The 12,656-nt window shown below is 68.1% G+C and carries 11 protein-coding genes; 2 read left to right on the top strand and 9 right to left on the bottom strand.

Going from position 1 to position 12,656, the window contains the following annotated elements; translation table 11 throughout:
- A partial coding sequence (locus tag ACFWPJ_RS11990) for a hypothetical protein (RefSeq protein WP_378849972.1) occupies positions 1 to 430 on the bottom strand: 430 nt, incomplete at its 3' end.
- Between the two features lie 879 nt (positions 431 to 1,309).
- On the opposite strand from ACFWPJ_RS11990, the gene ACFWPJ_RS11985 reads away from it, so the two are divergent.
- Both ACFWPJ_RS11985 and ACFWPJ_RS11980 read left to right on the top strand, forming a co-directional pair.
- Positions 1,310 to 2,410, top strand: coding sequence for a ferredoxin reductase (locus ACFWPJ_RS11985; RefSeq protein ID WP_378849974.1), 1,101 nt, complete (start codon positions 1,310 to 1,312; stop codon positions 2,408 to 2,410).
- Positions 2,411 to 2,432: 22 nt separating this feature from the next.
- Entirely contained in the window at positions 2,433 to 3,560 is a 1,128-nt protein-coding gene (locus ACFWPJ_RS11980) for a fatty acid desaturase family protein (RefSeq protein WP_378849970.1), read from the top strand.
- A gap of 80 nt (positions 3,561 to 3,640) precedes the next feature.
- On the opposite strand, the gene ACFWPJ_RS11975 is transcribed toward ACFWPJ_RS11980, so the two are convergent.
- The 8 genes from ACFWPJ_RS11975 to ACFWPJ_RS11940 form a co-directional block, all read right to left on the bottom strand.
- A complete protein-coding gene (locus ACFWPJ_RS11975; RefSeq protein ID WP_378849968.1) occupies positions 3,641 to 4,585 on the bottom strand; it encodes an NADP-dependent oxidoreductase in 945 nt (314 codons plus the stop codon).
- Positions 4,582 to 5,772 carry an FAD-dependent oxidoreductase gene (locus ACFWPJ_RS11970; RefSeq protein ID WP_378849966.1) on the bottom strand — a complete coding sequence of 397 codons (1,191 nt, stop codon included), beginning with the start codon at positions 5,770 to 5,772 and terminating at the stop codon, positions 4,582 to 4,584. Before ACFWPJ_RS11970 ends, ACFWPJ_RS11975 begins: the two co-directional genes overlap by 4 nt.
- Positions 5,769 to 6,263 carry an ester cyclase gene (locus ACFWPJ_RS11965; protein WP_378849964.1) on the bottom strand — a complete coding sequence of 165 codons (495 nt, stop codon included), beginning with the start codon at positions 6,261 to 6,263 and terminating at the stop codon, positions 5,769 to 5,771. Before ACFWPJ_RS11965 ends, ACFWPJ_RS11970 begins: the two co-directional genes overlap by 4 nt.
- Entirely contained in the window at positions 6,260 to 7,360 is a 1,101-nt protein-coding gene (locus ACFWPJ_RS11960) for a 3-oxoacyl-ACP synthase III family protein (protein ID WP_378849963.1), read from the bottom strand. Before ACFWPJ_RS11960 ends, ACFWPJ_RS11965 begins: the two co-directional genes overlap by 4 nt.
- A 25-nt stretch (positions 7,361 to 7,385) precedes the next feature.
- Positions 7,386 to 9,713, bottom strand: coding sequence for a beta-ketoacyl synthase N-terminal-like domain-containing protein (locus ACFWPJ_RS11955; RefSeq protein ID WP_378849961.1), 2,328 nt, complete (start codon positions 9,711 to 9,713; stop codon positions 7,386 to 7,388).
- Between the two features lie 22 nt (positions 9,714 to 9,735).
- Positions 9,736 to 11,010, bottom strand: a complete 1,275-nt coding sequence (locus tag ACFWPJ_RS11950; protein ID WP_378849959.1) for a beta-ketoacyl-[acyl-carrier-protein] synthase family protein — start codon at positions 11,008 to 11,010, stop codon at positions 9,736 to 9,738.
- The gene (locus ACFWPJ_RS11945; protein WP_378849958.1) at positions 11,007 to 11,429 is read right to left on the bottom strand and encodes a 3-hydroxyacyl-ACP dehydratase FabZ family protein; all 423 of its coding nucleotides are present in this window, start codon (positions 11,427 to 11,429) and stop codon (positions 11,007 to 11,009) included. The genes ACFWPJ_RS11950 and ACFWPJ_RS11945 overlap by 4 nt, the downstream gene beginning before the upstream one ends.
- The coding region (locus ACFWPJ_RS11940; RefSeq protein ID WP_378849957.1) for a beta-ketoacyl-[acyl-carrier-protein] synthase family protein at positions 11,426 to 12,656 on the bottom strand (1,231 nt) is incomplete at its 5' end. The genes ACFWPJ_RS11940 and ACFWPJ_RS11945, both read right to left, overlap by 4 nt.

The following is a 12,656-nucleotide window of genomic DNA, read 5'->3' as shown; positions in this document are numbered from 1 at the left end:
GTGTGTTGTGGTGCTCTTGGTGGGCTTGGTGGGGTTGGTGTTCTTGGTCGGGAATGTTGGGGTTGGTCTCGATGTCGGGAATGTTGGGGTTGGTCTCGATGTCGGGAATGTTGGGGTCGATCTCGATGTCGGGGATGTCGACATCAGGGTTGTCCGTCCCACCGCCCCAGTCAGGGTTGTCGGTCCCGCCACCGCCGCCGGGAGTGTCGGTCCCGCCGCCGGGCCAGCCGCCGGTTCCGCCGCCGGGAGTGTCGGTACCGCCGCCCCCGGACCCACCGCCGCCGCCGGGTGCGCCGCCGCCGGGTGCGCCGCCGGGTGCGCCGCCGCCGGGTGCGCCGCCACCACCGCCGGGGTTACCGCCACCGGGGTTACCGCCACCGGGGTTGCCGCCACCGCCAGGGTTGCCGCCGCCGCCAGGATCGGCTGTCAAACCGCCGCCCCAGCCAGGATTGTGCGTCCCACCGCCTGCCTGGTCCGACCCAGGGTTGTTCGGGCCCGGAATGACCGACCCAGGGTTATTCGGCGCAGGAATGGCCGGCCCAGGGATGGCTGGGCCGGGATCCTGTCGCGCGATCTCGGTGCGGTATGTCGTGAATGCTGCCGACGACGCCGGAGCCGCGTGTGCCTCGATATCCGGTGCGAGCCCACCCATGACGGTGAATCCACCGAGGACGATCAGCAGGCACGGCCGCGCGACCGCATGAAGCGGTGCGTGTAGATCACCCATTCTTCTCACCCCTCAGGCGTGCGCCCGAAGGTCGCCGGACTCGGGTGACGCGGAATTGCGCTGTGTGGTTGGCCAGCGATGCCCGACGGGGCGGCGGAGCGGTTTGTCCGACGGCGTCGGCTTCGGCCGGTTCGTTCGGGGTGGGCACTGGAATTCTGCCTTTCGAGCGGAGCATCGCTGTACTTCTATCGTCCATCCGTGGACGTTGGATCGCATCACCCTCAGGGGTGGAATGGCGACACCTACGGGGTGTTGATGAATAGATGTAGTTAACGTCGTGAACTACCGAAGTGGTTTACGACGCAATCGAATAGGCGCCGTCAAATCTCGGTCCGTGCGCAGCCGACCGCCACGACGATCTTGCCGCGGGCATGACCGGATCGGCTCTTCCGACGGCCGATATTTGCGCGTGCACAGATACTCGTCGTTTCACCCCGCGGGCTGAACGCACCACAGTCCACCCCTGGGGGAGCGGGTTCATCCCTGTTGCGGAAGAGTGGCGCGACGCTCCCGGCCCACACTGGATTTCTCCTGAAACTCCAGCGCACAAGGAGTGCGGACGTGAACGATCAGCCCACCGAGATGAGGCGAGTACCGCGTCGATTTCGATCTGTGCGCAGGCTGCTGTCCCTTGTGGATGCCATGGCGACGCCGCACAATCTGGACCGGTACCTGGAGCTCGTCAATCCCATGGCGTCGGTGCGCGACTTGCGCGCAGAGGTTGTCGACGTGCACCGCCAGACCCGCGAAACTGTCACGCTCATCCTTCGGCCGACCTGGCAATGGGAGGGATTCGACGCGGGCCAGTTCGTCCAGGTCGGCGTCGTCGTCGACGGCGTGCGGCACACCAGGTGCTACTCCCCGGCATCCTCGCGGTATCGCGATGACGGCCGCATCGAATTGACCATCAAGCGTCATACGCGCGGTCTGGTGTCGCGGTACTTGCATGCCGAGGCACGGCCGGGCCTCGTCGTGACCTTGTCGCAAGCCGCGGGCACCTTCCGGATGCCGACGCCGCGGCCGAACAACATTCTGCTGATCAGCGGGGGTAGTGGCATCACGCCGGTGCTGTCGATGCTGCGGACACTCGACGACGAGGGATACACCGGTGCGGTCGCATTCCTGCACTATGCCGACACCGAGGGCGATGTGCCCTACCGGACCGAGCTCGCCGCGATCGCGGCACGCAACCGCGGCTTTCACGTCACATTCGCCTACACCGCGCAGGAGAACGACGCGGATCTGTCCGGGCACTTCGGAATCGAGCATCTTCGGACTGTCGCGCCGTGGCATCGACAGGCAGCGACATTCGTCTGCGGCCCCACCGCGCTACTGGGCGCCGTCCGTGCGCTCTATCGCGAACTGGGATCCGAAACAAATTTGTACGCAGAGGTTTTCACGCCTCCGGTGGTCGCCATCGACGACGAAGCGACCGGCAGGGTCTCGTTCGCGGCGAGTGGGGTAACCACCGACAACTCCGGCGCCAGCCTGCTCGACCAAGCCGAAGCGGCCGGCCTCGCTCCCGAACACGGATGCCGCATGGGGATCTGTTACTCCTGTGTCTCGATCAAGAAGTCCGGGTGCACGCGAAACCTGCGCACCGGCGACACCGCCTGCGAACCCGATCAGCCCATCCAGCTGTGTATTTCGGCTCCGGTTGGCGACGTCGTCCTCGACATCTGACCGCACGAATCAAGGAGTCGACATGTGCGAAGAAGCAGGCGCCACAGTGGTACTCACCGCAGAGCAGGTCGAGGAGCTGGGTCGCGAGCTGGATGCGGTGCGCGCCCGGATCGTCGCAGATCTCGGTGAGCAGGACCGCGCGCACATCTACAAGATCATCAAGGTGCAGCGTGCCTTCGAGGTCGCCGGCCGCGGACTGATGTATCTCGGTTCCCGGCGGCCGCTCTGGTTGGCCGCGGTCGGTGCGCTCAGCGTGTCGAAGATCCTGGACAACATGGAAGTAGGCCACAACGTCCTGCACGGCCAATACGACTGGATGCGTGATCCCGGGGTGAATTCCCGTGACTTCGAATTCGACATGGCGTGCGCGACCGATCAGTGGAAGCACTCGCACAACTTCAAGCATCACACGTACACCAACATCGTCGGGCGTGACCGCGATCTCGGCTACGGCCTCTTTCGCATGGACGAGGACCAGGAATGGAAGCCCGCGCATCTCGCGGGCCCGATGGTGTCGTTCCTGACCATGGTGTTCTTCGAGTGGGCTCTGGCGGTTTACGACCTCGAACCCGAGAACATCGCCAAGGGCGATCGTGAGTGGAGTGAGGTCAAGCCACTGATCAGGGGTTCGTTGCACAAAGCAGGCAGGCAAGTACTCAAGGACTACCTGGTCTTTCCCGCGCTGACCGGTCCCCTGTTCGTCAAGACATTGTGCGGTAACGCCATTGCCAACGTAGTCCGCAATGTCTGGACGTACTCGATCATCCTCTGCGGTCATTTCCCCAACGGTGCACACACTTTCAGCGATGCGGAGACCGCGAACGAGACTCGCGGCGAGTGGTACCTGCGGCAGATGCTGGGTTCCGGGAATATCGACGGCGGCAAGCTGTTCCACATCATGTCCGGACACCTCTCACACCATATCGAGCATCACTTGTTCCCCGACATTCCCGCCCATCGGTATCCGGAAATATCGGGAGAGATCAGGGCGGTGTTCGAAAGGCACGGAGTTCCCTACCAGACGGGCGGATTCTTCCGGCGGTTCGGTTCCACGTGGGCGAGGGTGTTCCGACTCGCGCTCCCACCGAAACCGGTCCGCTCCAAGCCGGTTCCGGGTGTGACGATTCACCGTCGGCTGGGGCCGGCCTAGGTCATGTCTCCAGCCCCGCCCGGGGTCGCGGTGGTGATCATCGCCGCGGCCAGGGCGGGTTTCGTCGTGAACTATCGCCATCACATCCCGGACGGCGCGCAGCCGACCGCCACGACGATCTTGCCGCGGGCATGACCGGCTTGGCTCTCGCGAAATGCTTCGACCGCGTTCTCGAGCGGGTAGACGGCCGATATCGGCGCATGCATCGTTCCTTCTTCGGCCAGCGCGACCATTTTCTGGATATCGTCCGAGATCGCTTGGGCAAAAACGTAGGTGCCGCCGGCCGAGCGCACCCCGGGATCGGCAACCGATGCCAGCCGCCCGCCCTCCTTCAGCAGTGGCGCTACGGTGCGCAGCGTCCGCTTACCGGAGGCGTCGAGCACGGCGTCGACGCCACCGGGAGCGAGCGCGGCGACCGATTCCGCGAGCCCGCGGCGGTAGTCGACCGGCTCGGCTCCCAGCGAACGGAGGAAGTCGTGGTTGTGTTCGCTTGCCGTCCCGATGACGCGGGCCCCGAGTTTGACCGCGTATTGGACCGCCATCGAACCCACACCGCCGGCAGCTCCGTGCACCAGGACGACTTCGCCATCCCGTACGGCGAGATGGTTCATGCCCTGGTACGCGGACAACCCGACCAGCGGGAGCGCGGCTGCTTCGATCCAGTTCAAAAACGACGGCTTTCGGATCACACACCGCGCGGGGGCGGACGTCAGTTCGGCGACGGTTCCGCGCGACAGGTACTCGTCGTTCGGTACACATCCCATCACTTCGTCGCCCGGTGCGAGGTCACGAACACCGAATCCGACGCGCTCGACGACGCCGGAGAAATCGATTCCCGGAACCACTGGAAACACCGTGTCCATGAAGCCGTCGTACAGGCCTTCGCGGGCCTTCCAATCGAGCGGGTTCACCGCCGCCGCCTTGACCCGGACGAGTACCGAGGAGGGACCCAACTTCGGCTCGGGCAAGTCGCCGTATTCCATGACGTCCGCATCGCCGTAGCTGCGGTAGAAAATTGCCTTCATCGTTGCCTCGAATTTCGGATGGTCGGGGAGGGGGAGTAGGACATCTGTTTCCGCTCGGCCGCGAAGAGGATTGTCGGATAGGTCGAGCGCATGAAGACTTCTCGCATTCGGACCAGAGCCGGATGCTCCACCGACGCCATGCGTCCGAGCCACCAGGCGACCCGCTGCAGGTGTGCGGTTCGGGCCCGGCGTTCTTTCTCGTACGCGCGCAACGCGGTGACCGGATCGGCCGGTGTCGAGGCGAGGCATTCGGCCAGCACCACGGCATCTTCCACGGCCTGGCATGCGCCCTGCCCGATGTTGAATGCCATGGGATGTGCCGCGTCCCCGAGCAGGGTGACCCGGCCCGTGCCCCACCGCCGGTCCGGTTTCCGGTCTAGTGCGGCGCTGCGGATGATGCCCGACGGCGGTGTCGCAGCCAGAATGTCCTCGACTGGTGCTGCCCACCGGCGATGACGGTCGGTGAGCAACTGAAGGACACCCGAGTCATCGCGGTCGTCGGCGGGCCCGTTGGCTACCGACATCCAATGCACAACTCCCGGCGCGACATCGTAGTAGACGAACCGGGTACCCGGACCGAACATGGCGTTGAAGCTTCCCGGCGGAATCAGGTCATGCTCGAGAAAGGCCTTGCCGCGCCAGGCGATATAGCCGTTGTTCCGCAGTGGTCTCATGCCGGGCAGCCCGGCGCGAACCGCGCTGTAGATGCCGTCCGCGCCGATCAAGAGGTCGCCGCGTTCGATGTGCCCGTCCGCGAGCCGCACCGCGACACCGCGCTCGTCCTGCGTGAAGTCGACGACACGGGCGCCTGTGTGGAACTTGGTGCTGTCCAGGCTGTTCCGCAATGCGGCGTGCAGGGCCGAGCGCTCGACGGCGATGGTGGGCCGGCCGTACTGTGCGGCGAACTCGCCCACCGGCCAAGCGGCCAGTTCCGCACCGCGCCACGTGCTGAAGTGGCAGAACTGCTGTGCCGCCGTCGTTTTCAGTACCGTGTCGGCAACGCCGAGCGAGTCGAGCGCGAGCATCCCGTTGGTCCAGAGGTGGACCCCGGCGCCCCCGTCGCGCGGCGCCTGCGCCTGTTCGAAGACAACCGAGTCGAAGCCCTTGTGCTGCAGGGCCAGTGCCGTCGCCATCCCGCCGATGCCGCCGCCTGCGATGAGGGCTCGGCCGGTGCGTGTCCTGGTCATCGTCTCGTCCCTTCGGCTCGACGGCGCGCTCGCGCCGACCGCACCTTCCCGGCCCGCACGCGGCCGCGGGCGAGCCAGCCCAAGCCGAGCGCGGGCAGGATGCCGGATTCGATGCCCAGATCCCAGCGGTCGGCGACGAGCCCGTCGATCAGTCGCCACTCGGCGATCCCCTGGTACTCGATCCGGCGGCCGGTCGGTGCGAGGCCGAGTAGTTCGCCGGTGTGGGTGCCGCGCCAGGTGTAGCGGATGGTCACCCGGTCGGCGTACGCGTAGCTCTCATCGATCGTCACGTGCAGGTCGGGGAAGCTCTCGCGCAGCACAGCGATCGTGTATCGCACGCCATCGCGCCCGGCGGGGGCGCCCGGCATCGGCTGGTGATCGACGACATCGGGTCGATAGATGTCATCCACCACGGCGAAATCGCCGGTGTTCACCAGTTCGTGGAACAGTCTGCGGATGACGCTCTGGTTCAGCTCTTCGGTCGTGGTCATGGCGTCGGCGCCTCCCACGGCAGAGTCAGCCCGGCATAGAGATACCGGCTGGCCTCGATCGCCATCAGCAAGACAGTGTCACCGGGGCTGACCTTGCCCGTCACCCAGGCATCGTCGAGTGCCAGCGGCACCGCGGCCGAACCCGTGGCGCCGACGTCGCCGAGGTTTTCGGTGATGCTCTTCTGCAGCGCCGCCTGGTCCTGCGCCGAGATGCCGGCGGCCTCGAATTCGCCGGCGAAGTAGTCCGCGTTGCCTTCCGGCAGGACGACGGCATCGAAGTCGCCCATCTCCAGTCCGGAGCGGTCGAGCAGGTCACGGAGCCCGGCGGCCAGGACCTGGGGCCCGAATCGGGTGGTGCCGGGAATGTCGATACGCAGTTCGACGGGGTGCTTGCGGCGCATCTGTTCGGCGGCCGGGGCATGCGATCCGCCACCGATGATCTGCATCCCGGGCTTGCGGTCGCCGCCCATGCACTGCGTCGCGAAGGCGTATCCGGGTGCGCCGGTGTCCTCGGCATCGCTCGCGCGCAGCAGCACCGCGCCCGCACCATCGCCGAAGGTGTAGATCGGAAGCCGGTCGCGCATCCGCACTCGCTCGGGGTCCTGGCCGAGATACAGCGGGGCGAGCATGGGCGAAATCGACTCGGCGCCGATGACTATGGCGCAGTTGTAGGTGCCGTCCGCCAGGTAGCGCCTGGCCAGATCCATGCCCTGCACGGCGCCGACGCAGCCGGCGCGCAGCTCGACCACGGCACAGCGGTCCAGTCCGAGGTTCTCCTGGACATAGGTGCAGGCGATCGGCAGCGGGTAGTCCGGGCTCGCCGTCGACATGATGAGCAGGTCGACATCGCTGGGCTGCAGGCCCGCTCGGTCCAGAGCTTGCCGCGCCGCGGCGGTAGCCATCGCGGCGGTTCCGGTCCGGTGCTCGCCGGTCTGGGGATCGATCATCCAATGTCGTTGTCGCACTTGGATGCCGTCGAGGACCTCCTGCGCCAGTGGTCCGCAGAGTCGTTCCAGATCGGCGTTGTCGATGGGGTCGCCGGGCAGATGTGATCCGGTTGCGAGGATCGATACGTGTCGGTTCGTCGAATGAGTCATGGTGTGGCTCCGTCAGTTTCGAGGGTCAGTTCTGGGGTGGGTGGAAAACGAGGCTGGTGTGCGTGCCACCGAGCGATGAGCTGTTGATCAGTACGGGTCCGGCTTGCGGCTCGTGCCGGAAGGACGCGGTCGCCAGGGCCGCGGACAGTTGGGCGCCCGCGCCGATCGGTTCGCCGAGGACCCGCTTCGGGGCTTGCCTGCGGCAGCGGTCCGGTGCGCCGAGACGGTCGATGGCACGAGCTTCCGGCCCGTCGACAACCCGGAGCCCGGCGGCGTTCGTCCAGATCGCCGAGAGCTGCGCGGCATCGATCCGTGCGTCGGCCAAGGCATGACGCATCGCGCGCTCGATACCGTGTCCGTAGCGGTCCCAGCGCCCGATCCCGAGGGCGTCGGATGTCGTTGCGTATCCGCCGAACTCGGCCAGGGCCGGGACACCGCGGGCGGCCGCTGCCGACGCCCGCTCGAGCAGCAGCGTGACGCTGCCCTCCGCGAGCAGGTAGTCCCATCCCGTCCGGCCGCCGAACAGCGGCGTGCCGCGGTAGGCGTCGATGACGTGGGCCGTCAGTTCGTCGACGGCGGGACACAGGACGGCGTCCGCCTTGCCGGTGCGCAGCAGGTCGAACGCGATGGTCAGCGCGGACGCGCCCGCCGCGTGCGCCGCCGTCGCGGTGGATGTCGGCCCCTTGGCCCCGAGCACCATGGCCACCTGGCCCGCCGCCGCGTTGAAGACGGTGTTGGGGAAGACGGCGGGACTGCCCGGATTGCCCTGCAGGGTCGGCAGGAAGAAGTCCTCGATGCTGCGCATCGGGCCGATTCCGGTACCGAGTACGACTCCGGTCCGGTCGTCGGCTTCCAGGCAGGCGTGCTCGAGCGCGATACGGCAGGACGCGACCGCGAGCTGGCCGAATCGGTCCATTCGGCGTCGTTCGCGCGGCATCGTGTACGCCTCGAGATCGGCCTCGAGCTGCGCGATCCGGAGACCGCGCTCCTCGCGGCCGATGCGGTGTCCCGCGCGGAAGGTCTGACACAGCTCGTCCGCGCTCGTCCCGCCCGGAGTGAGCACACCGAGTCCCGTCACGACGACGGCATCGGTATCGTCCGGCCGCGGATCGCCGCGCAGTTCGCCGGGCCTGCGGAAGGCTACCGTCGCGTTGGCGCCGCCGAAGGCGAAGTTGTTCGACAGCGCGACACCGATATCGGCCGGACGTGCCGTGCCGGGTGCGGCATCCAAGCCGCATTTCGGATCGACCGTGGTGAACCCGGCGGTGGGCGGCGCGAGCTGCTCGCGCAGCGCCAGCACCGTGACGATTCCCTCGACCGCGCCTGCCGCGCCGAGCAGATGCCCGATCATCGACTTGGTGCTGCTCAGGATGACCTTGTCGACGGCATCCCCGAACGCCGAGCGGACCGCATTGCATTCGGCCGGGTCGTTTTTCGGTGTTCCGGTTCCGTGTCCGTTGATGTAGGCGACATCGGTGGGTGTGAGCCCGCCGACATCGAGCGCGTCGCGGATGGCGCGCGCGGCGCCCTCGCCCTGCGGATGCGGCGCCGTCGGGTGATAGCCGTCGGCGGACATGCCGTACCCGAGCACCTCGGCCAGGATGGGGGCGCCTGCGGCACGGGCGATCGACTCCTCGACGAGGACGAGCATTCCGCTGCCTTCACCGAGCGAGAGGCCATCGCGGTCCCGCGAGTACGGCGCGCACGGCCGCTCGGACAGCGCCTCCACGCTGTCGAATCCGGCGAAGGCCGACTCCGTGAGAGAGTCGCTCCCGCCGACCAGCATCGCGTCGGCCCGCCCGGCGCGAATGATCTCCGTGGCATGCGCGATGGCGTGGGCGCCCGAGGCGCACGCGGTGTTGACCGAGACGACCGGTCCACCGAGTCCGAAGGCCGCGCTCAAGGCCTCGGCCAGGCCGTGCGGCGGTACGAGCAGCAGGTGCCGGTCGCCGGCGAGTACCGAGGAGCCGGTGCGGGCTCGGTGCAGCGCCTGCTCGCCGCTGAACGTCCCGCCGTTGCAGGTTCCGAACGCCACACCCCAGCGGTCCGCCGGCACGGCGATCCCGGCCGCGGCCATGGCTTCCTCGGCCGCGACCAGGGCGAAGTCGAGCGCTGGTTCCGGGTGCTGGATGCCGAGTTCGGTCAGGTAGTCGTAGGCCGGTCGGCGCATGTCCGGCACTTGCCCGCCGATCGAGGTGCGGTATCGCTCCAGTGGAAGACCCTGCACTGGCCCGATGGCGACGCGGCCGTCGCGCACGCCTTCCCACAGCGCCTCGGCCCCGGTTCCCTGTGCGGTCACCGCACCGACGGCGGTGATGACGACGCGTCGCGTCGCGGTGGCGGCTTCGTTCATTTCGTCTGTCCTCCTGAGGTTTTCAGCCAGCTTTGCGGAGTGCGATGGCGACGGCCTGGCCGTGCAGGCCGCGGGCGAGGGCGAGGGCGGTCCCCGGTCCCGACTCCCGGGCCGATCCCGGGATCCAGTCCAGATCGCAGCCGGCGGCGGGTGTTTCGAGGTTCGGTGTCGCCGGCACGACGCCGGTGTCCAGCGCGAGCGCGGCGACCGCGACGTTCAGCGCCCCCGCGCCACCCACCAGGTGGCCGGTCTGCGGTTTGACGCTGCTGATCTGGGCGCGGCACGCGGCGTCGCCGAGCGCGTCGTGCAGCGCGCGGGTTTCGCTGATATCGCCCTTCGGCGTGGCGCACCCGTGGGCGGCGATGTAGTCGGGTGCGCCCTGGCCCGCCGCGTCCGTGAGAGCGCGGCTGATCGCCCTGGCCAGACCCCTGCCGCGCGGGTGTGGCGCCGCGAGACGCGCGCCGTCGTTCCCGGAACCCATGCCGGTGACCTCCGCGTAGCACCGCGCCCCGCGCCGCAACGCGTGCTCGCGTTCCTCGAGGACGAGCACCGCCCCGCCCTCGCCGAGCACCGAACCACTGTGATCACGGTCGAAGGGGCGAAAGGCGCGTTCGCACAGGTCGTTTCGCGGGCTGAGTACTCCGAGCCCATCCATCTTGGACATCGACCACCAGGTGACCGCGTCGTCGTAGCCACCTGCCACGACCTGGTCGGCCTCGCCGCGGCGTATCGCACGCATCCCGCGGCCGATGCCGGTGATCCCGGACTCCGCCGTGCCGGCGTAGAACGCGTTCGGTCCGCGCATTCCGAATTTCTGCGAGACGTGAAAGACCCCGGCGGGCTGGAGCGCTTCGACATACACCAGCGGTGAGACGAACCGCGAGACGCCCTCGCCGATGCGGCGCAGCGAAACGTTGCCGTCCGGATCGCGCAACCCGGCGACCTGGGTGAGCGGCTCCAGCCGCGCCATCTCCTTGTTCCCGCCGAGGAACAGACCCGTGCGGTAGCCGAGTTCCGCGTCGGCGAGACCGGCGTCCTCGAGTGCGAGTGTCGCGGCGGTGATCGCGAACTGATCACCGCGGTTGACCATGCGCAACGATCGGCGCGCGACGAAACGGGTCGGGTCGAAGCCGGTGATCTCGGCGCCGAGCCTGGTCCGCAGCGGCGCGGGGTCGTAGCCGCGCAGGGGACCGATCGCCGTCCTTCCCTCGACGATCGCTTCCCACGTGCGCGCCCAGCCTTCGCCCAGTGCCGTGATCAGCCCGATTCCGGTGACCACTACGCGACGCTCGGTCATGGCCGCGCCTCCGGTTCGACCGAGCTCATCTCCAGCGAGCGCGCCGAGGCGACCAGCCGGCCCTCGACCCGGGCCTCGGCCTTCCAGCGACTCGTGTCTCCCGCGTGTTCGAGCAGATCGACGGTGATGATCACCTGGTCGCCGGGCACCACGAACTGCCGGAAGCGCAGGCCGCGGACCGAGCTCAGCCGCCACGGGCCGCCCGCGGCCGCCGCGGCGAGCGCGGCCATGCTTTCGAGCATCAGCACGCCCGGCAGGATCGGGTAGCGCGGAAAGTGCGTGCTGAACAGCGGCAGGGTTCCCGCGACGTTGCACAGCGCGACGCCGCTTCTTCCCGGCCGCAGTTCGAGGATGCGGTCGAGGTCGGCGCCGAGGTGCGACGCGGCTGTGCGGTCCGGCTCGGTGAAGATGATGGTCATTGCTGCTCCCTTCGTCGCCGGTCCGGGCTCGAAGCGCCGACGACAAGACTGGTGTTGGTTCCGCCGAAGGCGAAGGCGTTGACGAGAGCCGCGGCGACCGGCGTATGCCGGGCTCGATGCGGGACGTAGTCGAGGTCGAGGCCGCGGTCTGGTCGATCGAGGTTGACCGTCGGCGGTACCAGCGAATCGCGCATGGCGCCGATCGCCGCGAGGACGTTGAGCGCGGCGGCCGCCCCGGTCAGATGGCCAGCCATGGACTTGGGCGAACTGACCACGAGACGGTAGGCGTCATCGCCGAAGACCTTCTTGATGGCGGTGGTTTCCGACGCGTCGTTGCCCGCGGTTCCCGTGCCGTGGGCGACGATGTAGTCGATGTCGGCAGTGCCGAGGCCGGATTCCGCGATCGCGGCCTCCATCCCCTGGATGGCGCCCGACCCGTCCGGCGGGGAATCGGTGATTCGCCACGCGTTCATCGTCGAGCCGTAACCGAGGACTTCGGCGTGTATCCGGGCGCCCCGCGCCCGCGCCGACTCCAGTTCCTCCAGGACGAACACGACCGCGCCCTCGCCGATGACGAAGCCGGAGCGGTCGGCGTCGAACGGGCGCGACGCCGACCGCGGATCGTCGTTGTGGCGGACCGTCATGGCTCCGAGCAGGCTGAAGCCGAGGATGTCGATCCAGCTGGTGAGCGAGTCGTAGCCGCCCGCCACCATCAGCTCCGCATCACCCTCCTGGATCAGGCGGAAGGCCTCGCCGATGGCGTGCCCCGAGCTGGAGCAGGCGGTGCTGATGCCGACCATCGGCCCCGTCGCGCCGACCATGCGCGCCATCGCGTCGAGCGGTGTGTTCTGATCGTCGGCGTAGACCGTCTTCGGCGGTTGCACCAGGAACGCGTCCGGCTCGGTTTCTCGCAGGCGCCCGATGTCGATCAGGTACTGCAGATCGGGGCGCCCCATGGTGGCGCCCATCGCGACACCCATCCGGTCCGAGTCGCAGGTGTCGCGGCCGGCACCGGCGTCGAGCAGGGCTTCGGTAGCCGCCGCGAGGCCGAAACCTCCTGCCCGCGAATACATCCGGTGGTCCGAATCCCCGGGTATCGCGGCCTTCGGGTCGAAGTGGTCCGGTACCTGGCCCGCGATGCGGACTCCGAAGCCGTCGGTGTCGAAGGTCGTCAGCGGGCCGATTCCGCTGACGCCCGCCGCCAGGTTCCGCCACGTGGTGGCGGCG

Source organism: Nocardia sp. NPDC058497, assembly GCF_042720195.1.
Taxonomy (GTDB): domain Bacteria; phylum Actinomycetota; class Actinomycetes; order Mycobacteriales; family Mycobacteriaceae; genus Nocardia.
Note: the sequence above shows the minus strand (reverse complement) of the source record. Positions and strands in the feature narration are given on the sequence as shown.